Source organism: Neobacillus endophyticus, from assembly GCF_013248975.1.
GTDB classification, from domain to species: domain Bacteria; phylum Bacillota; class Bacilli; order Bacillales; family Cytobacillaceae; genus Neobacillus; species Neobacillus endophyticus.
Map to the genome: position 1 here is coordinate 3,674,145 of NZ_JABRWH010000001.1, position 22,357 is coordinate 3,696,501.

General features: G+C 39.0%; 19 protein-coding genes. 16 read left to right on the forward strand and 3 right to left on the reverse strand.

From position 1 onward, the window contains the following. Window positions 1-21: 21 nt before the first annotated feature. On the reverse strand, window positions 22-1,173 hold the full coding sequence (locus HPT25_RS18145) for a TIGR04053 family radical SAM/SPASM domain-containing protein (RefSeq protein WP_173067297.1): 1,152 nt from the start codon (window positions 1,171-1,173) through the stop codon (window positions 22-24). Window positions 1,174-1,548: 375 nt separating this feature from the next. Here HPT25_RS18145 and HPT25_RS18150 point away from each other — a divergent pair, with 375 nt between their 5' ends. Further along, window positions 1,549-2,346 carry a C40 family peptidase gene (locus HPT25_RS18150; RefSeq protein ID WP_173067299.1) on the forward strand — a complete coding sequence of 266 codons (798 nt, stop codon included), beginning with the start codon at window positions 1,549-1,551 and terminating at the stop codon, window positions 2,344-2,346. A 192-nt stretch (window positions 2,347-2,538) separates the two neighbouring features. Further along, a complete protein-coding gene (locus HPT25_RS18155) occupies window positions 2,539-3,144 on the forward strand; it encodes a TVP38/TMEM64 family protein (protein WP_246277222.1) in 606 nt (201 codons plus the stop codon). Here HPT25_RS18155 and HPT25_RS18160 read toward each other — a convergent pair. Further along, window positions 3,141-3,491 (reverse strand): hypothetical protein, encoded by a 351-nt coding sequence (locus tag HPT25_RS18160; RefSeq protein WP_173067305.1) that lies wholly within the window; start codon window positions 3,489-3,491, stop codon window positions 3,141-3,143. The genes HPT25_RS18155 and HPT25_RS18160 overlap by 4 nt on opposite strands. A gap of 724 nt (window positions 3,492-4,215) precedes the next feature. Between HPT25_RS18160 and HPT25_RS18165 the strand changes: the two genes are divergently transcribed. The 6 genes from HPT25_RS18165 to HPT25_RS18190 all read left to right on the forward strand — a co-directional run bounded on the left by HPT25_RS18165 (window position 4,216) and on the right by HPT25_RS18190 (window position 10,576). Next, window positions 4,216-5,238 (forward strand): FUSC family protein, encoded by a 1,023-nt coding sequence (locus HPT25_RS18165; RefSeq protein WP_173067308.1) that lies wholly within the window; start codon window positions 4,216-4,218, stop codon window positions 5,236-5,238. 107 nt (window positions 5,239-5,345) lie between these two features. Then, entirely contained in the window at window positions 5,346-6,329 is a 984-nt protein-coding gene (locus HPT25_RS18170; RefSeq protein WP_173071252.1) for an XdhC family protein, read from the forward strand. Beyond that, window positions 6,311-6,934 carry a nucleotidyltransferase family protein gene (locus tag HPT25_RS18175; RefSeq protein WP_173067311.1) on the forward strand — a complete coding sequence of 208 codons (624 nt, stop codon included), beginning with the start codon at window positions 6,311-6,313 and terminating at the stop codon, window positions 6,932-6,934. Before HPT25_RS18170 ends, HPT25_RS18175 begins: the two co-directional genes overlap by 19 nt. 3 nt (window positions 6,935-6,937) lie before the next feature. Further along, complete coding sequence (locus HPT25_RS18180; RefSeq protein ID WP_173067314.1) at window positions 6,938-9,268, forward strand: xanthine dehydrogenase family protein molybdopterin-binding subunit; 2,331 nt, start codon at window positions 6,938-6,940, stop codon at window positions 9,266-9,268. Then, window positions 9,255-10,094 (forward strand): FAD binding domain-containing protein, encoded by an 840-nt coding sequence (locus HPT25_RS18185; RefSeq protein ID WP_173067319.1) that lies wholly within the window; start codon window positions 9,255-9,257, stop codon window positions 10,092-10,094. Before HPT25_RS18180 ends, HPT25_RS18185 begins: the two co-directional genes overlap by 14 nt. A gap of 29 nt (window positions 10,095-10,123) precedes the next feature. Further along, complete coding sequence (locus tag HPT25_RS18190) at window positions 10,124-10,576, forward strand: (2Fe-2S)-binding protein (RefSeq protein ID WP_173067322.1); 453 nt, start codon at window positions 10,124-10,126, stop codon at window positions 10,574-10,576. A gap of 80 nt (window positions 10,577-10,656) precedes the next feature. Here the strand turns inward: HPT25_RS18190 and HPT25_RS18195 are convergent, their stop codons facing one another. Then, window positions 10,657-12,720, reverse strand: coding sequence for a peptidoglycan D,D-transpeptidase FtsI family protein (locus HPT25_RS18195; protein ID WP_173067325.1), 2,064 nt, complete (start codon window positions 12,718-12,720; stop codon window positions 10,657-10,659). Between the two features lie 191 nt (window positions 12,721-12,911). On the opposite strand from HPT25_RS18195, the gene HPT25_RS18200 reads away from it, so the two are divergent. From HPT25_RS18200 to pssA, 8 genes are all read left to right on the forward strand, one after another. Then, a complete protein-coding gene (locus HPT25_RS18200; RefSeq protein WP_173067328.1) occupies window positions 12,912-14,432 on the forward strand; it encodes a carboxypeptidase M32 in 1,521 nt (506 codons plus the stop codon). Window positions 14,433-14,756: 324 nt separating this feature from the next. Then, on the forward strand, window positions 14,757-16,193 hold the full coding sequence (locus HPT25_RS18205; protein ID WP_217269749.1) for a sensor histidine kinase: 1,437 nt from the start codon (window positions 14,757-14,759) through the stop codon (window positions 16,191-16,193). After that, entirely contained in the window at window positions 16,162-16,857 is a 696-nt protein-coding gene (locus HPT25_RS18210; RefSeq protein WP_312857304.1) for a response regulator transcription factor, read from the forward strand. The genes HPT25_RS18205 and HPT25_RS18210 overlap by 32 nt, the downstream gene beginning before the upstream one ends. Window positions 16,858-17,073: 216 nt before the next feature. Then, entirely contained in the window at window positions 17,074-18,309 is a 1,236-nt protein-coding gene (locus HPT25_RS18215) for an MGDG synthase family glycosyltransferase (RefSeq protein ID WP_173067337.1), read from the forward strand. Window positions 18,310-18,326: 17 nt separating this feature from the next. Continuing rightward, the gene (locus HPT25_RS18220; RefSeq protein ID WP_173067340.1) at window positions 18,327-19,022 is read left to right on the forward strand and encodes a polysaccharide deacetylase family protein; all 696 of its coding nucleotides are present in this window, start codon (window positions 18,327-18,329) and stop codon (window positions 19,020-19,022) included. 112 nt (window positions 19,023-19,134) lie between these two features. Then, a complete protein-coding gene (locus HPT25_RS18225; protein ID WP_173067343.1) occupies window positions 19,135-20,823 on the forward strand; it encodes a DUF6044 family protein in 1,689 nt (562 codons plus the stop codon). 127 nt (window positions 20,824-20,950) lie between these two features. Beyond that, window positions 20,951-21,613 (forward strand): phosphatase PAP2 family protein, encoded by a 663-nt coding sequence (locus tag HPT25_RS18230; RefSeq protein ID WP_173067346.1) that lies wholly within the window; start codon window positions 20,951-20,953, stop codon window positions 21,611-21,613. Further along, window positions 21,610-22,356, forward strand: a complete 747-nt coding sequence (gene pssA / locus HPT25_RS18235; RefSeq protein ID WP_173067352.1) for a CDP-diacylglycerol--serine O-phosphatidyltransferase — start codon at window positions 21,610-21,612, stop codon at window positions 22,354-22,356. Before HPT25_RS18230 ends, pssA begins: the two co-directional genes overlap by 4 nt. Window position 22,357: the final 1 nt, after the last annotated feature.

Consider the following 22,357-nt stretch of genomic DNA (forward strand, 5'->3'; position numbering starts at 1 on the left):
TTAGGTGAAATATGATGTTGTTTACGAATGTCTCAGCGCTTTTGGTGTATATAAACAGAAAGGCTCGCTTTCAAGATAGTCCCCTGTTACAGCATATGTTCTGGATCTTGAACCTCCGCAAATTTTATTATACTCGCAAATTCCGCACTTCCCTTTATAATAATCGGGCTGCCGCAGCTCTTTTAATACTTTGGATTCGCGATAGATTTCAGCTAAAGGTGTTTCTCGAATATTCCCGCAAATAATGGGCAGCAAACCGCTTGGCATCACATCACCTATATGGGAAATAAAAATGAATCCATTTCCATCATTTACCCCTTTAGGAGCTCGTTGTAAGCCATCATGGAGAGAGGCGAAATCTGTGGTAATGGTATCTTCGTAATGAATTTCCCCATTCTTAATTAACTGGTCATGCATTTTTTGCTGCAGGACGACACGGCGATAATGCTGGGCAGCTGTTGTTTTAATATCATATGGTGCTGTTTTGCTTAGTTCGTATAACCACCGAAATACTTTTTCATGCTCCGCAGGAGAAATACAAGCATCTAGTTGACCCCTTCCAGTAGGTACAAGTAAGAAAATATACCACATAATAGCCCCAAGATCCGCAACTAGTTTTGACATTCCTTCAAGCGAATCGTAGTTATATCGTGAAATAACCGTATTGATTTGCAAAGGCATTTTCAATTCATTTAGTAATTTAATTTTTTCAATTGTTAAATCAAATGATCCAGGTGTACCGCGAAAGAAATCATGTATTTCCGGTCTCGGCCCGTCAAGACTAAAGCCCCAGCGGGAAAGACCTACTTCTTTAAACTTTTTCATCTTATCCATTGTAACATTAGATGTTGCACTAGGTGTCATGGAGACACGCATCCCTTTTTGAATGGCATAATCGGCCAACTCATATAGGTCATCGCGTAACATACAGTCCCCGCCTGTAAAAACGAGCATCGGATTATCCATCGCATAGATTTGGTCGATTAATTTTATCCCCTCATTATGTGTTAATTCCCTTGGGTCTGACGTGAGCTGTGCATTTGCCCGACAATGAATACACTTAAGCTGACACGCCCTGGTAACTTCCCATATGACAATAAATGGATTTTTAGTGTAATCAATTGTTTTTGCCATTCCGTGCCGATGCGGGTGCTCTTTACTATAACCTTGCATTGTAATCACCAAGATTCTTTAGATTTAAAAGCCACTTTTCAAAAGTATTACACATTAATTATAAATTGGACTGCTATAGACAGATGTTGGGGTTGTTACAATTTTTCTACAAACCTATGAAAGGGAAATATCCTAGTAGATTTTATTGTTACAATTACATGACAAAAGCATTGCAAGACATATGGGAAAATACTGAAAATGGTTATTGAAAGGCATATGGGCAATGGGTAAAGGTGTTTTTGTTGCCTGTAACAATAAGGGCTTACATTTCCAATGGTTGAAATCGCTGCCATGTGAGCCATAATTTATTTGTATACGCCAGAAACAGGGCTCCATTATGATAGAATTACAAAACATAAAGGGGTGCAACGATCTGTGAAAAAACATCTACTGACAGCCGCAGCAGCTGCCGGCATTATGTTTACAGCTTTTGGAGGAGGAGCGAACGCTCAAGGAACCACCTACACGGTTCAATCAGGTGACACTCTTTGGAAAATCTCCCAAGCTAATAATGTATCAATAACAAATCTTAAAACATGGAATCAGTTGACAAGTGATACAATTTATGTGAATGAAATACTTTCTTTAGTTCCCCCACAGCCACAGACTGCAACTCAGCCTGATACAACGACAATTTCAACTACGTATACTGTTCAATCAGGTGATTGCCTTTCATTAATCGCAGCGAAGTATCAACTGACAGTTACTCAGCTAAAAACGATGAATAACTTAACCTCTGATACTATTTATGTTGGACAAGTACTAAAAGTAGTAGATTCGACAGTAACACCATCACAAGTTCCGGCGCCGACTGTATCCCAAGCGCAGATGGTTATTGACGAGTCGAAGAAATATATTGGCACACCATATTTGTATGGAGGCAGTACTCCAGCCGGCTTTGATTGCAGCGGTTTTGCACAGTATGTTTTTAATAAGGTGGGAATCTCAATTCCTAGAACGGTTGCTACTCAATGGGCCGGATTGAAAGTCATAAGCACTCCTAATCCGGGAGACCTGGTCTTCTTTGCGACAATTTCAACAGGTCCTTCACACGTGGGAATTTATTTAGGGAATAATCAATTTATTCATGCAGGCTCCACTGGTGTTACGATCTCCGATATGACGACTTCATATTGGCAGTCACGTTATTTGGGTGCGAGAACAGCATTTTAATAGAAAAGTAAAAACCTTTTATCTGCCGATAAAAGGTTTTTATTTTTTTCAATTTAGCTGTATCGGCGATCTTTCCTTCTTCTGTGGTCCTTTAGAGTTTTAATTATTTATTATTGGCATTATACTAAAGGTAGTTAAATCAATAATTTGAAATGAATGGTGAAATCGATGTTAAAAAGAATTTTCAGTATAATGATCTTACTAGCTATCATTGCAATAGGTATTTGGCAAAAGAACGAGCTTCTCCATCTTATTAAAGAGGGAGGTATACTCGCCGTTTTCGTAAGCATGTTAATGGTTGCCATTTGTGTCTTTTTCCCCGTTATTCCATTCACTGTTTTAGGTGGCGTAATCGGTGCTGTATTTGGAATTGGTCAAGGTGTGATCATTTCATTAACAGGGGCAATGTTCGGAACAATGATCTTTTTCTTTTTATGCCGATATGGATTCCGGGATTTTGCCCAAGGAAAGATCAGAAATTTCACAAAGGTTCGGGAATACGAAGAGCTGCTAGAACGAAATTCCTTTTTCGTGATCTTGGCATGCCGTTTGATTCCTGTCATTCCTGCTCCAGTATTCAATTCCGTTTGTGCATTAAGTAATGTTAAATGGTATACCTTTTTCTTTGCTTCAGTCATTGGTAAAATTCCTAACATATTAATTTTGTCCTATGCAGGGGCGTCCTTCAAAGAAAGTAAGCTGTTTTCTTTAGGGATCTATGGAGTGTACATGCTCATTATTTTCTTGGTCAGCTTTGTGGTCATATATGTAAATGCCCGCAGGAAAACGATGGATTAAATAACACGTTGGATAGTGTGGCTGTTTTCCTGGTCAATTGTAATGATTTCTTTGAAATAACTTTTAAGGATCAGCCATTTGGCTGGATAGGAAAAAATAAAGTCATCCAAAGTCATTGGAGAGTAATAGATAAAACAATCAAGTTGGGATTGTGCTTTTTTTAAATCGTAAAGAAGGGCATGAGGGATTGTATAATAATCCTTCAATTGGTACGGGTTTAGTTTCACAGGATGGATGTTTTGCTCCTTCATATAATTCTTGATTGATTGCTCTTGGAACATGATGCTATCCTCTTTTATCAATCCATTTAAAGTAATACGATCATTAATTAGATAAATTCCATTCATTAACAAAATAACCTGCCTTTACAGTTTGTTAGTATTGTTATTGACAGGTATGGAACGAAGTATACTTTTAAGAAAACAAGGTAGAAAATAATTAGATAATTATAAGGCCTTTTCCATATGGTAAGGAAATAGAATGAACCCATCTGCAATAGATGGGTTCATTCTGACATATTGGACTTAATACTGCTTTTAGGTGTTCAAAATGTTATTGTTTCGGCACTGGAGAACAACTGAATACCTGCAAACATCCTTATAAATGGCATCATTATAATCTATTTAATGCAAAAAAATAACCCGGTGGCGTACCGGGTTCTCAGACAAATCTATGTTAAGGGGGGCGGAGGTTATAGGTTCTTCGCTGAACCTGTCCTAATAATAAGGGAAAAATATGAACAAACCATGAAAGAAAGATTAATAGTTTAAGAAAAAAGGAGAAAAAAATGAAAGATTTCCACTGCTGCGCCACATGCATCCACTTCAAAGCAGAAAAAACCCAAAACGGCATGCACTACAAGTGCAGCCGCTTAACATACCAAACCCAACCCCACTACAAATTCAACTGCTGGTCCCCAAAAGAAAATGTTAAAAAACTAATGGTGTCAGGCACCGATCGTGGACAAAAATGAGAATTTGTCCATCTGGGGTGGACAGTTGTTTCGGGAATAATGTGTTTTGAAATGGGAATGATAGGGTGTGTTGGCTAGATTTATGTAAGGGTGGAGGGATGGTCATTCAAACTTATCGGCAGTTGAAAGAGGAAATGGTTTTTAAGAGGATGTTGATTTGGAAGATGGCGATTGCTTCTGCACTTTCATGGGAGATTGCAAGGTTTTGCGGTTCTGATCATCCATATTTGGCTCCTTCTACTGTTATTGTTTGTTTGCAAACCACGATTAATCGCTCTTTAAAGTATTCTTATCACCGTGTTGGCGGGACGTTAATTGGCATCCTTGTGGCCGATTTGCTCGTACCCCATTTGGATGTAAACGCGTTGACTCTTGGTTTGATTATTTTGATTGGCGGTTTTATTACAAAATGGATGAAGTTGGATGAATCCACGATCCATCAAGCGGCACTGGCAGTTGTCCTTATCTTTGTCATCGGACATAAATCAGGGGACTATCCTCTGGATCGGTTTCGCAATACCCTAATAGGAGCTTTAACTGCATGCATAGTACATATGCTGTTATTTCCACCGAATTTTATCAAGCAAGCAGAAAAAAGCGTTTATTCATTAAAAGAAAGATTAACGGACGTAGTAAATCAGGTATCCAATTGGGTTGATACCGGTTTTGCAGATGAATCGGGAGACAAACTTGGAAAAGAAATGGAACAAGTTCTAATAGACCTGCACCATAGCCATAACATCATTCAAGATACAATGGACAGCTTAAAATATAATTTCTTTTCAAAAAAGAGCAAAATGAAATTGCAGGAGCTCAATGATCAAATTCAATTTATATCACTCGTGTACTCCTATTTGGCGAACCTTATTGAAATATTTCAAGTATGGTCCGCAAAAGAAACGATCACCACATCACATCAGATAATCTGGGTTAAGCAACTAAAAGCTTTAATTTCATATTTTCAAAATGGCATCGATGAAAGTGCGAGATTTCCTGAAGAACAGCTTTTAGTCCAAATATCATCAGATCTTGAAAAACAGCAATTCCATATATCGTTATACCAAGAAACGAAAAGTCTATTACTCAAATTGGAAGACCTCAAAAAAGCCGATAGCTCTTAGATAGTTAAAATATCCATTCTAGGAAAAGCCCCCTCGCTAATATAAATAGGGTAGTAATTCTGTCAAAGCGGGGGAATGGCGTGGAGGATATCTTTCAGCTTTTTGACATGATCCATGACTCAAGGGAAAAAGTCTTGGCAACGATTGTAAAGGTCAAAGGTTCAGCCTATAAAAAAGAAGGATCGATGATGGTTTTTTTAGAAAACCATGAACAGGCAGGTATGTTAAGCGCCGGCTGTTTAGAAACCGATTTAGCGATTCGGGCGCTTAAGGTGTTCGAAAATAAAAAGCCGGCAATCATTCAATTCGATATGTATGATGAGGGAGATCTTGGCTGGGGGCAAGGAGTCGGATGTAATGGAACAATTGATATTTTATTGGAATCCGTCACAAAAAAATTACATGAAGATTTCATTAGGGTAAAAGAACTCCTGGGCAGAAATAAAATGATAGTGGTTCTAAAAAATCTGGATATATTGGGAGAGTACCTCTATATTTCTGAGGACAAAGAGGCGTTTGGACACTGGTCGGGACCTATTCCAAATGTTAATTTTGCAGCCAAGTCCGGGGTCATGAATGATCGAAATGTGTTTCAGCAAACGTATCAGCCAAGACCGCGGTTATTTGTGTTTGGAGCTGGGCCAGATGCCATACCGCTTGTATCTTTGGCAGCTGAGATAGGGTTTTCAGTTTATGTTTGCGATTGGCGGGAGGAATTTTGCCAGCAAAAATATTTTCCAAAAGCAGAACGACTGTTTGTAGGTTTTCCAAAAGAAGTTTTCAAACAGTTCGAGTTTACGTCTAATGATTTTGTTGTGATCATGACACATAACTTTCAGCGGGATCAAGAAATTTTAACAAATCTGCTTCACGAAAAATTAAAATACCTTGGAATTTTAGGGCCAAAAGAAAGAACAAGAAGGCTTCTGGAAACGGAAACCATACCCGATTGGATATATGCTCCCATTGGTTTGGCTATCGGAGCCAAGGGCCAAAATGAAATAGCAGTAAGTATTGTGGCAGAGATGATTGAGATATGGAGGAAATCAATCAAAAGGAAAATAGAGCATTTATGGACTCTACAAGAGTAATTGGTGTGTACCTTGCGGCAGGAGTAAGCAGGAGAATGGGGCAGAATAAGTTGAATTTACCACTTGGTAATACATACCTAGGTAGTATTGCCTTTAAAGAAGCGTTGGAATCCAAACTCGATATGACGATTGCCGTTTTGAGGAAGGGCGTCTCCCCAAAATGGCTGTCTCCATTTACGGAACAAAAAAATTATAGAATCCTAGAATGTGAGAATGCAAGCCTAGGTCAGAGTCATTCGCTAAAAAAGGGTATAAATGCTGCAGAAAATCTGAAGGCAGCTGCGGTGATTGTCCTTTTAGGAGATCAGCCCCTTGTGCCAGCAAAGCTGATTAATCTTCTAATTGATGAATTTGCTGCTTCCCCATCTGTACCATTTATTGCTTGTTTGCATAAGGGAATTCCTAAGCCACCTGTTTTATTATCCAGATGTTTTTTTCGATTGGTGCAAAAACTAGAAGGAGATCAAGGAGCAAGAGTATTTTTAAATGAATCAGGAAGATTTATAGAAATAGAAGATGACGATTATTTTTTTGATGCGGATACACAAGATGACTATCAATTTCTTTTAAAAAACTGGGGAACTCTCATGGAAAGGAAGGGATGAATCTTGGATGTCATAGGGAAAAGCGTCATTCGTAAAGATGCTCTTGATAAGGTTTCGGGAAGGGCAAAATATACTCATGATTACGCAACAGGGCCCATACTTTCCGTGAAAATGCTTATAAGTCCGTACGGGCACGCGAGGATTGTCAGTATTGACACGACAGAGGCAATGAAGGTTCCCGGGGTTAGGGCCATAATTTCCGGTAAACATTATCCCCTGGTGGGAGAAGCCATACGTGATCGTCCGCCGATTGCAGTTGATAAAGTCCGTTACCACGGGGAACCCGTTGCCCTAGTAGTAGCCGATTCAGCCCCACAAGCTAAACAAGCAGCTGATCTCATAAAAGTCCAATATGAACTGCTTCCAGTTGTGAATTCACCCACCCAGGCCTTCCAAAAAGACGCCCCGCTTGTACATGAGCGCTTAGGTGAATATAAAAAGGAAGAAGACTCCAGTCCGGTGCCTGACACCAACATCGCCACCCATATTAAAATACGCAAAGGAAATATGGAACGAGGGTGGACGGAGAGTGAAACGGTGGTGGAGGCAAGTTTTTCTTTTGCGCCATCTGATCATGCGGCGATGGAAACAAGGTGTTCGACAGCAGAAATCAAGCCGGACGGTACCATTATCATTATGACGTCTTCACAGGCGCCTTTTATGGTTAAACGGTTAATTGCAGATTACTTTGGTGAGGATATTGGAAAAATTATTGTCCATACACCGTTAGTCGGAGGGGCATATGGCGGTAAAGCTCCTGTACAGCTTGAAATCCTTGCTTATTTGGCATCGAAGGAAGTGGGCGGAAAGCCTGTCAAGCTATTAAATACCAGGGAAGAAGATATTATTACTTCCCCATGTCATATTGGTTTGGATGCAACTGTGAAGCTGGGAGCCGATCGTAACGGCAAACTAAAAGCAGCAGAAATCCGATATTTGTGGGATGGAGGGGCGTACTCCGATAAAGCCATTGATGTTACGAGGTCAGGTGCAGTCGATTGTACGGGCCCTTATAATATTGAAAATGTATGGTGTGATTCATATTGCATGTATACGAATCATCCTTATGCCGCACCATTTAGAGGATTTAGCCACTCGGAGCTTTCTTTTGCCATTGAAAGGACAATGGACATTTTAGCGCAAAAGCTTAACTTGGATCCATTGGAACTTCGCTATATTAATGCGATTATGCCAGGAAATACAACCCCTACCCAAGTTTTATTAAACAGGAGCAATTTAGGTGATTTGCCAAAATGTATAGAAAAAGTCCGGGAATTAATCAGATGGGATGAAGGGGCCGTTACAAGGGTCAATGAACGGCTTATCCGTGTGAAAGGGGTAGGCTGCAGCTGGAAGACATCAACCATTGATGCAAATGCCCCATCTGGTGCCATACTGACATTTAACCAGGATGGAAGTATTAATCTTATGTCTGGCGTCATAGAAATTGGAACTGGAACAAAAACGGTACTGGCGCAAATTCTTGCTGAAAGTCTGAAAATGGATGTAAATAAGATTCATGTTCGTATGGAAGTAGATACACAAACAACTCCTGAACATTGGAAAACCGTTGCAAGCAGGGGTACTTTTATGGCTGGAAGGGCCGTTTTACAAGCTGCAGAGGATGTAAAAAAGCAGTTAATTGAGGTTGCTTCTTGTGTTCTAAAAGCACCGAAAGAAGATTTTGAAATTGCAAATAGCCGGGTATTTTTAAGAGATGATCCAACCATTGGGCTTCATTTCAAAGATATTGGTTACGGTTATAAATTTCCGAATGGAAACGCAATAGGCGGACAAATAATCGGAAGGGGCCATTATATTTTACGTCATATTACATCTCTGGACCCTGAAACAGGAGCCGGGAAGCCTGGCCCGGAATGGTCCGTTGCTGCCTATGGGGTGGAAATAGAGTTTGACCTTCGTGATTATACGTATCGATTATTAACGGCAGCGACCGTTGTAGATATTGGAAGAGTGCTAAATGAAAAAATGGCCCAGGGGCAAGTGATGGGTGCCATGAGCATGGGACTTGCTTTTGCAGGCCGGGAAACCTTTTATTTCGATGAACTCGGCCGGGTGTTAAACCCACAGCTGCGAACTTACCGGCCGCTTCGATACGGAGAGAATCCTAGATATTTGGTGGGTTTCGTAGAAACACCGCAGCTTGATGCACCATACGGGGCAAGAGGCGTAGGAGAACTTGGCTTAATGGGAATGCCGGGTGCACTTGGAAATGCTTTATCCATTGCAGCAGGCGTACAACTATATCATCTCCCGCTCATCCCTGAACTGATTTGGATGGCGAAGGAGGGAGCAACCAATGCTTCCTTTTGATTTTGAGTACTACAAACCAAGTACAATCCAAGAGGCTGTTGAATTATTCCAGTATCTGGACCAGCAGGGCAAACAACCGATGTTTTTTTCTGGTGGTACCGAGCTGATTACACTTGGCAGGATCGACTTAAGCTATACAGAAGCTGTTATAAACATTAAAGATATAGCTGATTGTCAAGTGATGCGCATAAATGGCGACCATTTAGTTCTTGGCAGTACGTTAACGTTAACGCAAATTGAAGAAGCTAATCTATTTCCACTTTTAACGAAAACAGCGAGTGAGATTGCGGATCATACCGCCCGCGGAAAAATAACTTTAGGAGGCAATATATGCGCTAGAATCTTTTATCGTGAAGCGGTTTTGCCCTTTTTACTATCAGATTCACAAGTGTTACTTGCCGGTCCGCAGGGAAATAGAATAGTGCCCATTAATGAAATTTTCCATGAACAGCTGGAATTAAATAAAGGAGAATTTTTAGCGCAAATCGCAACAGAAAGCAGGTATTTGCGAGCACCCTTTTTTGCAGTTAAACGACGTCAGCAATGGGAGACTGGCTATCCTCTTATCACCATAGCAGCATTAAAAATAGCCGGAGAGATTCGGGTAGCGTTGAGCGGACTTTGTCCATTTCCATTCCGCTCAAGAGAAGTGGAAGCAGTTATCAATAACAGGGGGCAAACAACTGAAGTGCGAGTGAACGCTGCACTTAACATTTTACCACAGCCCATTCTAAATGATGTCGAAGGTTCTGATCAATATCGTTTATTTGTGTTAAGGAATCTGCTGCTTGATATGCTGGCAGTGTTAGAAGGTGCACCAGGATAATCGATATTTTTCCGGAAGGAGACAATAAATTGAATTATTCGATTACACTTCATGTAAATGGGGAAGATCACAAATTAAACGTGAGGGCAGCCGATACACTTCTATATACCTTGCATGAAAAGCTTGGATTGACAGGCGCGAAGCCAGGCTGCCTAAACGGTGATTGTGGGGCTTGCACAGTGAATGTTGATGGTTGGCCGATGAAATCATGTTTAATGCTGACAGTGGAAGCGTTTGGAAAAAAAGTAACAACGATTGAGGGGTTACACAATACACCCATTCAGAAGGCGTTTGTTGAGAATTTTGCATTTCAATGCGGTTATTGTACGCCAGGGTTTATTATGAATTGCCATGCATTATTGGAGCAACATCCGGATGCAGATGATCAAACCATAAGGGAATGGCTGGAATCAAATATTTGCCGCTGTACCAGCTATTTTGAAATTGAGAGGGCTGTTAAATCCGTATTGAAGCGCAAATAAAAAGCGCCAGGGTGAACTGTCTGCCCATTTATAGCGTTCATCACGGCTGCAGCTCCATCCCGGGCGTTTTTATCATGATATTATGATGGTTTTCTCTTCATTTGAAAATATGTATCCAGTACTCTTCGGCCTATTTTTAGATTGGCTTTGTTGTCTTCTTTCCCTTGGAAAGCCCAAGGGACTAATACGGCCATCGCCACCTCTGGATTGGAGCTGGGTGCATAACTAACAAGACTTAAGTTCATAACTGGAGGCGGCTCTTTACCGTACCTGCTTCTTAGCGGTCCATCATAGAACGCCTCTGCGGTTCCAGTTTTTCCAGCAGGAGAATAGGAAGCACCAGTGAAATATTTATAAGCGGTTCCTCCGGGCTCCTGCATCACTTTTTTAAATCCTGCTTGTACTCGGTAGATCCAGTTGCGCTTTGCATCAATCGTGTTAATCACCGTAGGGTTGATGTCTCTAGCCACAGGTCCAATGCTTTCTTTACTGTCCACGGGATGGCGGATTTGTTTGACCACATGCACCTGCATGCGATTACCTCCATTTGCGATTGTTGACACATACTGTGCCAACTGCATGGTTGAATACGTATCATACTGCCCGATAACCAAGTCAAGCAGATATCCTGGCAGTCTGCTTCCCCCCTTAAAACCGGTTTGTTCATTAGGCAGGTCAATCCCAGTTCTAGAGCCCAGACCAAAGGCTGCGAAGGAGTTTCGAATCGTATCAAAGGCATCTGTATCCAACCTTAATGGTTTGTCATACTCATAATGTCCATTGCCAATTCTAATGGCTGTACGAAACATATACACGTTGGATGATTTTTTTAGGGCATCAATTTCGTTTAAGGTGCCTAAGTATTCATATGATTTTTTTAGAGGAGTGTCTTTAATTTTTATACCCGCATCATCGAAAATGGTTCCAACTGAAATGGCCCCTGTCTTATACCCTGTTAAAATAGTAGCTCCTTTTACAGTAGAGCCTACATTATATGTAGTGGTAAAGGTTCCAAGAGCGTCATCTTCCATTATTGATTTTCCTGTTCCTTTATCTCGGCTTATTTTTTTACCGGACATTGCAAGGACTTCACCTGTATGAGGATTCATTAACACAACATAAGCACGATCCGTAAGGTATGTACCGGGCAGTCTTTTAAGTTTCCATAATTCCTCTTCGATAATTCTGTCTACTGCTTTTTGTAAATCCATATCGATTGATAGCACAAGGTCATTTCCTTTTTTTCCTTTATAAATAGGCAGAGTTTCAATCACGGTTCCTGTTTTATCCGTAATATTTTTAACTTTTGACTTGATCCCACGAAGTACATCCTCATACTGATTCTCTAATTGACTTTTTCCAACTCTGTCATTACGGTTATAGCCTCTTGTTAAATAATAATTAATTTGATCTGCAGGCAGTCCTTCATCCACATTTCCTAAAACTGTTTTCAAGGTGTTTTCAAACGGATAGGTACGTTCCCAATCTGTCGTTGTGTCTACACCAGGAAGCTCAGGAAGGTTTTCGCTTACGACAGCGAACTCTTTGTCAGTGACACCTTCGTTTTTGATCATTTGAGTTGTGAATTTGTATCCACTGCTAAAAATGCGGTAAATGGCTAATACTTCAAGGTCATCTTTTGAAAGCTCCTGTAATTCCTGTGGTGTTATACGTTCTACTTTCAACCTGTAAAGGTCATTGTCAGTTAACTTATTATCAGAAAATAATTTCAGTTCCTGTTTGGTAATTTTCGTATTAGCGCGCTCCGGGTTTAATAAAATCCAAAAATCCCGTTTGTCCCTTTCAGTGACCTTGTCTGTTTTTTTATCAATTAATTTGGCGAGTTTTTTTGCTGTTTCTAGCATATCATTCTGACTAAATCCTTCATTTGTAAAGACGATGGCTTTACGGGGGAGGTTATCCACAATGACACGGTTGTTTCGATCATACATTTTCCCCCGTGGAACTGGATTAGTGACAGTAAAATCCTCTTTTCGATCCAATGCTCTTTTATAATTTTCGCCATAAACGATTTGAACAAAACCAAGCCTTAAGATTAAAGAAGAAAATAACAAAAAGACAGTAAAAAATAGCACGTTTAATCGGAAAGGTAGATGGGATTTTTTCTCCTTATGCTTATCCATTTAGTGACACTCCCAAATATCTGTCGTGAGTGAATCTATGGTTTCCAAATTAATCCTTATTGTTTCACTAAGATTATGTATTATGCATTCCTTGAAGAAGCTTGGAAAGATTCAAATCTTTTCCCTTATTAGAATGTTTTGATTATAATAAACAGGAAGTGTAATCGTTTACAGTAGAAAAGGGGGATAAAATGGAGAATCCATCTTTACAAAAAGCAATGGATGAATTTACAGCACTTGATGAAAAAATTACTCACTTCACGAGTATTATAGGTTTAACTGACTGGGATCAAAAAGTGATGGCACCGAAAAAAGGCAGATCCGTTTTTGCCAAGGCTACGGGGACATTAAGGACAGAAGTGTTTAAGCTGATGGTATCCGAAGAAATGGGTGACTTGCTTGACAAACTTTCTTCAGTGGAAGCCTCTGCTGTGTTAAGTGACGTGACAAAAGCAAAAATAAGAGAATACAAAAAATACTATCAAAAATCTAAGAGAATTCCTGCGAACCTTTTTCAAGCATACTCAGTTCTCACTGCACAGGCGAATGATGCATGGGAAGAAGCGAGAGCCAATAATGATTTTGAACGATACCTGCCATACCTGGAAAAAATCGTTCAATACAAGCGGGAATTTGCTGAAATGTATGGTTATGAAAACCACCCATATGATGCATTATTAGACGAATTTGAGCCTGGATTAACGGTTGAAATATTGGATCCTTTATTTGCGAAATTGCGAGAATCAAGCGTTAAGCTGTTAAATCGAATACAGAATAATGGAACACGGACACCGTCACATGTATTCGCTCAAAAGTTTGACATACAGAAACAAAAAGAATTCAATCGATTCATTCTTCCGATTATTGGATTTGATCTGGATGCAGGAAGGTTGGATGAAACCGTTCATCCATTCGCTCAAACCGTCACAATTGGCGATGTCCGCTTAACTACGCGATATATGGAAAATAATGTCCGTTCAGCATTGTTTGGTACCATTCATGAAGCAGGACATGGAATTTATGAGCAGCATATCAATCCTGAATTTGAAGAGACGGTCCTACAAAGCGGGGCTTCATTTGGTATTCATGAATCACAATCGAGATTCTTGGAAAACATGGTTGGACGCAGTAAAGAATTTTGGCATTATTTTTATCCACACCTGCAGGAATATTTTCCTGAACAATTAGTAAATGTCACAGTTGAAGAGTTTTATCGCGCAGTTAATTCAGTGGAACCATCTTTCATTCGGGTAGAAGCAGACGAATTAACCTATAATCTTCATATAATGCTCCGATATGAAATTGAAAAAGCTTTAATCGGAGGAGAAATCGAGCCAAAAGACCTTCCGGTTATTTGGAACAAGAAAATGCAAGATTATCTAGGAATTGTTCCGAAAACAGATACGGAAGGCGTCCTGCAGGATGTCCATTGGTCATTTGGCGGCATAGGCTATTTCCCATCCTATTCATTAGGAAATCTATATGCTGCCCAAATCCTTCATACCATTCAAAGAGAACTTCCAGAATTCTACCAATACATTGAAAATGGACGCTTTGATCTCTTGCAGGAATGGTTGAAAGAAAACATCCATCAGTTCGGCAAGCTTTATACGCCTGGAGAGCTAATTGTGAAAATTTCCGGAGAGCCATTAAATGCAGACTATCTTGTCCGCTATTTGGAGAAAAAATACTCAGAAGTATATGAACTATAACCTTCGTATTAATCGATTAATGAATGAAAAATGAGTTAAAAAGCAATTCTTCCTTGATGGAGAATTGCTTTTTTATATAAAGAATTGAAATGTTCCTAAGAACGAAATTTAAGAAATTATTAATATTTCATTAAGAGAAAGTTCATGCAGTTTGTCTATGCTAATATAGAAAATAATTCATATTATTTATTGATGGATAACATTTTGATTTGGCCATTATTTTGGAAAATGGGCTATTATAAATATAACGAGTAGAATTTTAACCAAAAGAAAGTTGTGGAATTGATGTCCATTCGTCTTAGGCTTTTATTATCCTATCTTGCCATGATCCTTGTGCCAGTTTTATTTGCAGTTATAACAGCATTGCTAGTGGCACTTTTATTTAAAGGAGATATAAAAGAATTACTGAATATATACTTGCCGCCCGAGCATCATTACCAAATTTCGGGAAAGGATCGACTTTACATTCAATTGCAAAAAAATATATTAAAAAATCCTGGATTGTTCCTAAATGAATCCTATATAAAACAGATTGATCATCGGCTAAATAGCACTGGTGATACAGAATTGGTGGTAAGAAAAGGACAAAAAGTCATTTACTTGTCTCCAGAACTAAAAGGAATGGATACAGGTGAACTTCCTGCATTTGGATTATATGGTGATGTCGATCCATTTGAGAAACTTAATAATCAATTTGTTTCAATAAAAAAACTGGACTTTTACTTCCCAGATGATAGTGAAGGGTCTCTTTTCATTATTACGAATGCAAATAGCTTTGCTAAATTTGTCAGGTCTTCGTTCCCGATTTTATTTATCGGTCTTATTATCATTTTAATTCTGACGAACGGTCTGCTGACATATTTTGTATCGAAAAGCATCATCCGCCCGATTCGGGATTTACAAAAGGCTGCAAAACGAATGAAAGAAGGGGACTTGTCGATACCTATAAAGGTCAGATCAAAGGATGAGCTGGGTCAGCTTGCCCAGGGCTTTGAGGAAATGAGAATCAGACTGAACGATTCCATTGAAAAGCAAATAGCTTATGAGGAGAACCGTAAAGAGCTTATTGCCAATATATCACATGATTTGAAAACACCCATTACCACCATCAAAGGCTATGTAGAGGGAATCCGTGATGGAGTAGCCAATAGCCCTGAGAAGATGGATAGGTACATTCAAACGATTTTTACCAAAGCTAGAGATCTAGACCGGATGATTGATGAATTATTTTTGTATTCGAAATTGGATTTACAACGGCTTCCGTTTTTGTTTGAGAAAATAAATTTTGACCATTACCTGGAAGATTATGTGGAGGAACTCCGCTTTGATGTGGCTGAAAAGCAGGTTGAGATTCAATTAATCATTGAAAAAGGTGATTATTTAATTGTTGGAGACCGGGAACATTTAAAGAGGGTCATAACGAATATTGTTGATAATTCATTAAAATATATTGATAAAGAACATAAAAAGCTTTCCTTTCATTTATCTTCATTACCAACACATTTATTGTTCAAATTAAGTGATAATGGTCCGGGAATATCGAGTGAAAACTTAAAGTTGATTTTTGATCGTTTTTATCGTGCTGATCAAGCAAGAGGAACTGAAAAAGGAGGCAGTGGACTGGGGCTGTCAATTGCAAAGAGAATCATTGAGGAGCATCATGGTTCCATTTGGGCAGAAAGTGAATCCGGAATGGGGACTACCATCCTTTTTACGTTGAAAAAAGCAGGTGAACAAAGTGAAAAGAATCTTAATAATTGAAGATGATAAGAGTATCGCCGAATTGGAACGCGACTATTTAGAAATAGATGGGTATTCGGTTGACATTGCATTAACAGGAGATGAAGGATTAAAAAGAGCTTTATCTGAAGAAATTGATTTAATCCTGCTTGATCTCATGCTCCCAGGGACAGATGGGTTTCAAATTTGCAAAGCCATCAGAATGGAAAAAGATATTCCTATTTTGATGGTCTCAGCCAAGAAAGAAGATATCGATAAAATACGCGGTCTTGGATTAGGTGCAGATGACTATATTGTCAAGCCGTTTAGCCCTAGTGAGCTTGTTGCACGCGTTAAAGCACATCTTGCACGATATCAGCGCTTAATCAATAAGGAACCTCAAACAGAAATGATTATGGTACGCGGTTTGAGGATCGATAAGGTTTCAAGACGGGTTTATGTCAATAATAATGAAGTGGTGTTTACAGCGAAGGAATTTGACCTTTTAACCTTTTTCGCTTTGCATCCTGACCATGTTTTTAGTAAAGAACAACTATTTGAACGTTTATGGGGCTTTGATTCACTTGGGGATATTTCCACTGTCACCGTTCATATTCGTAAAATTCGTGAAAAAATTGAAGCTGACCCATCCAACCCTCAATATATTGAAACGGTCTGGGGGGCTGGATACCGTTTTAAAGGATAATAAATTGTTTATTGTATAAATTTTATCCATGCTGTTAGCTTGTCATCGATTGTAATTATTTTGGCAATTATTTTTATTAAAGCTTATGTGTTTTTATATGGAAAAATTGTACAATGAAATTAGCTCGCTAAACATTTTAACGAACTGTAATCTGGCTCAAATAAGGTATGAGGCGAACAGAAAGAGACAAATCATACATGAGGAGTTTGTTTTAGTATGAAAATGAATGAAAAAGATAAAATTCTTATACTCTCAGCCGGATTTGGCGATGGACATAAACAAGTAGCAAATGCCATTGGGGAAGCAGTTGAACTTTCTCTGCCAAATGTCGAACCGATTAATTTGGATATCATGGAATGGCTGCATCCACATTTATACCCTTTAAGTACGTTTGTTTATAAAAGAGTCATTAAAAATTTCCCGCAGTTCTATAGTTATTTGTACAAAAGGACAAGAGAACGAAATCCTTTGTCGATTAAATTGCATACTCTGTTCACACTAGGGATGGGTTCGATGCTGGAAATTATCAGGGAAATTAATCCGACAGCAGTGGTCAGCACATACCCTTTTGCGGCCGGCATCATGTCAAAACTAAAGGAGCAGGGATTGATCGATATTCCGATTGTGACAGTTATCACAGATTTCACCGATCATTCATATTGGCTCCACCCCTATACAGATCAATATATCGTGGGTTCTGAAGAAGTGATGCAGCGACTAATCTCTTTAGGAATTGACTCAGAAAAAATCAATTACACTGGTATTCCGGTCCGGCCAAAATTTACGACATCACAGCCCCGTGAACTTCTTGCTCGGAAATATGATCTAGACCCTAATCAATTTACAATTCTGATTATGGGCGGCGGCGATGGTTTTATCGGAAAAGGTGTATCGACTTTTCAATCGTTGGAACAGCTGCCTTCAGGAACACAATTCATTATTATTTGCGGACGTAATAAGAAACTGCGAAAACAACTGGAAGAAGAATTAAAGGGTACCAAACATACTTTCAGAATAATGGGGTATTGTGAAAATGTTCAAGAACTAATGGCGGTATCTGATTTAATGATCTCAAAGCCAGGTGGGGTAACTACATCGGAGGCTATGGCCATGGAGCTGCCTTTGTTCATCTATCGGCCGCTTCCAGGACAGGAAGAAGATAATGCACGCTATTTAGTTAAATTAGGACTTGCGATTCTTGTGGAAAATGAGCATGATTTAGTATGTAAAATTGGGATGGCTTTAAGTGATGAGCAAATTTTAAAGTCCATGAAACAACGTTCAAGGATTTATCAAAATAAGACTTCAGCAATTGAAGCATTAAACGTTGTCGTTCGGTCCATCAATCGGATGAAGAAAGAACGCAGTTATTCATATGATAGAATCCAGGTAAATGAAGTAGACCTGCCAGCGTATTTACCCCTAACGGCGGAGCATTCATATAGAAATTAACCCGGGGTGGACTTGTTATGGTATTATTCATTTTTTCTGCATTGATCTTAATCGTTATCTTGTATACCATTTTACCTTTTCTTTTATCATTTGGCTTCCATTTTAAGGTGCTTCGGCAAGGATCCGATCCTCACAAAATGGCCTTAACTTTTGACGATGGACCACATCCGGTCTATACTCCAATATTGTTGGATTTATTAAAAGAGCATCAGGTTAAGGCAACTTTTTTTGTTGTAGGATCAAGGGCAGAAAAGTATCCGGAATTAATTATTAGGATGAAAGAAGAAGGCCATCTAATCGGAATCCATAATTATATTCATCGCTCAAATTGGCTTATGTTTCCATGGACCGTTCGTGAAGGAATAAATAGAACTGCGAAAATTCTGGAAAATCTAACTGGGGATCGATCAGTTTATTATCGACCTCCTTGGGGCTTGTTAAATCTTGGTGATTTTTTTCTTTTAAACCCATACCGCATTATCCTTTGGTCTGTTATGGCTGAAGATTGGAAAAGTACGGGCGGAAGTGATAAAATTAAGAGAAAGCTTTTGGCCAAAGTGTCTGGCGGGTCTGTCGTTCTTTTACATGATTGTGGTGATACACCTGGGGCAGATCAAGATGCACCTCAAAACACCATTCATGCTTTAAAGGATGTTATACCAATCATAATGGAGCGGGGTTATCAGTTTGTCAGAATCGATGAATGGAAATGATGATACGATAACAGCCCCTTTTTAAAGGTACCAATAAATGTTGGTACCATTCATGTTTTTAGGCAAGAAATATTAAGAATTTGTAAAAAAATAAAGGTTGAGTGGTATAAAAATGGAGAAAATTCGAAAGTGTTGGCAGGAAGAAAAGTGGCACATTTGGCTGGCATCCATCTTTTTGGTTATATATGTGTCCCCGCTCTTTATTCTTGGTGAAAATTCTCATATCCGTGTTCATGATAATTTGGATTCAAATATTGCATGGTATAAGGTTCTAAAGGATAGCGGACAATTGTTTGGCGGTATCAATTCCGTTATTCCGCAAATCATAAATGGATTGCCAAGATATGCCTTTGGAACGGAATTTAGCGGAATTGAGTGGCTTCATAATCTCTTTCCACCGATGGTCGCATTTTCGATTAGTCAGGTTATTACACGGGTATTTGCTTTTCTTGGGATGTATTTGTTATTGAAAAGGCACTTTGTGAAACTGGACGAAGCCTTTCCAATCCGAGTTTGGGTGTCACTCGCATTTGCGCTTACACCTTTCTGGCCTTCCGGAATGTTAAGTACTTTGGGGATGCCGCTAGCACTTTGGGCATTTTTAACCATAAGGGATGGCAAACAGACATGGAAAGAATGGCTGACAATTGTCCTTCTGCCGTTTTATTCAAGCTTTGTACTAGGGTTTTTCTTCTTCCTGACTGCGATGGGGCTATTATGGCTACGTGATTTGATCGTGAAAAAACGATTTAACGGAATGTTCCTTAGCGGTATTGCCTTAATGACAGTTATTTATCTTTTAATTGAGTATCGTTTGGTCTATTCTTTAATTTTTCCGGAAGAACCGACAAATCGCGATGAGTTTGTAGAATCTACACTTGGATTCTGGAGCACCTTCCGTTTGGTTTTTAAAAATTATTTTTATGGCCATACACATGTTATGACCTTGCATACATACGTAATCGTACCACTTTCTTTTTTGGTATTCTTCTTTTTAAAATACAGAGAAAAAGGTTTACTTGATAAAAGATTTCTTTCATTATTCATTTTGAATTTTGTTCTATCAGTTTGGTATGCCTTTTGGTTCTATAAAGGTTGGGCTCCATTAAAGGCTCATGTGTCCTTACTAAGGACCTTTAATTTTTCCAGGTTTCATTTTTTGAGACCGTTGATTATTTATTTGATGTTTGCCGTTGGTGCCTATATTTTATGGAAAAAAGGCAAATGGGGTAAATACATTGTAGGAATCTGTCTTGCTGCTCAGCTAGTGGTTGTTTTCTCTGCAAATAATGAAATTTATTATCGGGATGCAGGTACGCCGACATTTAAACAATTTTATGCCGTGGAACAATTTAAAGAAATAGCCGATTATATCGGAAAACCAAAAAGCAGTTACCGAGTGGCAAGTATAGGGCTGCATCCGGCGATTGCACAATACAATGGGTTTTACACGCTTGATACGTATAATAATTTCTACCCATTAAGTTATAAGCATCAATTTAGAAAAATTATTGCCAAGGAATTGGACAAGAGTCCTTCATTGAAGAGTTATTTCGATCAATGGGGCGGCAGATGCTATTTATTTGTGGCAGAATTAGGGAAACATTATGAGTTTAAAAAGACATCTAAAGTACAAATTCACCATTTGCAGCTAGATATGAAAGTATTTAAAAAAATGGGTGGTGAGTATATTTTCTCTTCTGTTCCTATTCTTAATGCCGAAGAAGATGGCTTGCATTTTAAAAAAGCATTTGACCAGAAGGATTCTGCCTGGAAGATTTATCTTTACCAGGTTAAATAGTAAAAATGTTGCGGCTGATGAGTGGGTACTCACAGCCGCTTCTTAACTAAGACACCATTTGGTTTTACCGAATGTTTTATGATATGTTTTTTATTATATAAAAATAGGGTTGGAAGGGAGTCTGCAGATGAATTTCAAATTGCAACTTGTGCTGGCTTTTATGATAAGCGTCATCTGTATCGTCGGGTTCAGTTTGATCTCATTGTTGATTAGTGATCACAAAATCATAAGCTTTGATCAAACGGTTATTGCCAACATACAGGGGATGGAATCACCAAGATTGACAAGTTTGATGAAGTTGTTAACCTTTATTGGTTCAACTCCATTTGTTATTATACTTAGCATTGGTCTAATCTTTTTCTTATATAAAGTATTGCACCACCGCTTAGAGCTCATTTTGTTTATTGGCGCGATCATTGGTACCGGAGCATTAAATGATATTTTAAAACATGTTTTTCATCGGACACGGCCGCACCTCCACCGACTGATTGAGGCAACAGGATATAGTTTTCCAAGCGGTCATGCGATGAGTGCATTTAGCGTTTATGTTATGATTACCTTTTTACTTTGGCGACATATTCCGAGCAAATGGGGAAGAAGTTTACTGATCATTTTTAGTACATTTATGATTTTGGGGATTGGGATCAGCCGGATTTATTTAGGGGTTCATTATCCGAGTGATATTATCGGCGGATATTTGGCTAGCGGTTTTTGGCTAACAGTTGCCATTTGGTTTTTTCAATATTATAAGGAAAAGAGTTATAATAAGAGATATAATAGGGGAAAATGAAGGTTGGTCTGAATTATCCTTCTGGCCTTTTGAAAAATGGAGTGATACATATTTTAAGAAACAGTATTCCTAATTTATTTACTTTATTTAATTTGTTTTTCGGTTTTTTGTCCGTCATGTACTCAGCGCAGGGGGATTATAAAAACGCAGCAATTCTCATATTGATCGGAATGATGCTTGATAGTATGGATGGAAGAATTGCCAGAATGCTTCGAGTGCAAAGTGAACTAGGTAAAGAGCTGGACTCTTTAGCTGATATTGTTACCTTTGGAGTGGCTCCGGCGATGATGGCCTATTATTCCTATTTCTCTGCATTTGGCATTGCTGGAATGGCACTATCAGGTCTTTTTCCGTTGTTTGGTGCCTATCGATTGGCGCGATTTAATATTAATGCGGTGAAATCTTCACTAACATATTTTACGGGTGTTCCCATTACAGCAGGTGGAGGGGTATTAACCTTTTTAACATTATTTCATGGCAAAATGCCATCCATTATCCTTCCAATCGCATTCTTTATCATTTGTTTTTTAATGGTCAGCACGATCAAAATACCAAGCCTAAAAGAAGTTCCTCTACCAAAATACGGAATCATCGTCACGGCTTTTCTTGGCTACGCCATCTATATCGTCTTCAAAAAAGAGCATCATCGCTTTCCATACTTCATCTACGTAGCCATTCCGCTATACGTTGCGTACATTTGCTACCAGCTGGTCCGAACAAAAAGAAAATACACACCAAAATAAA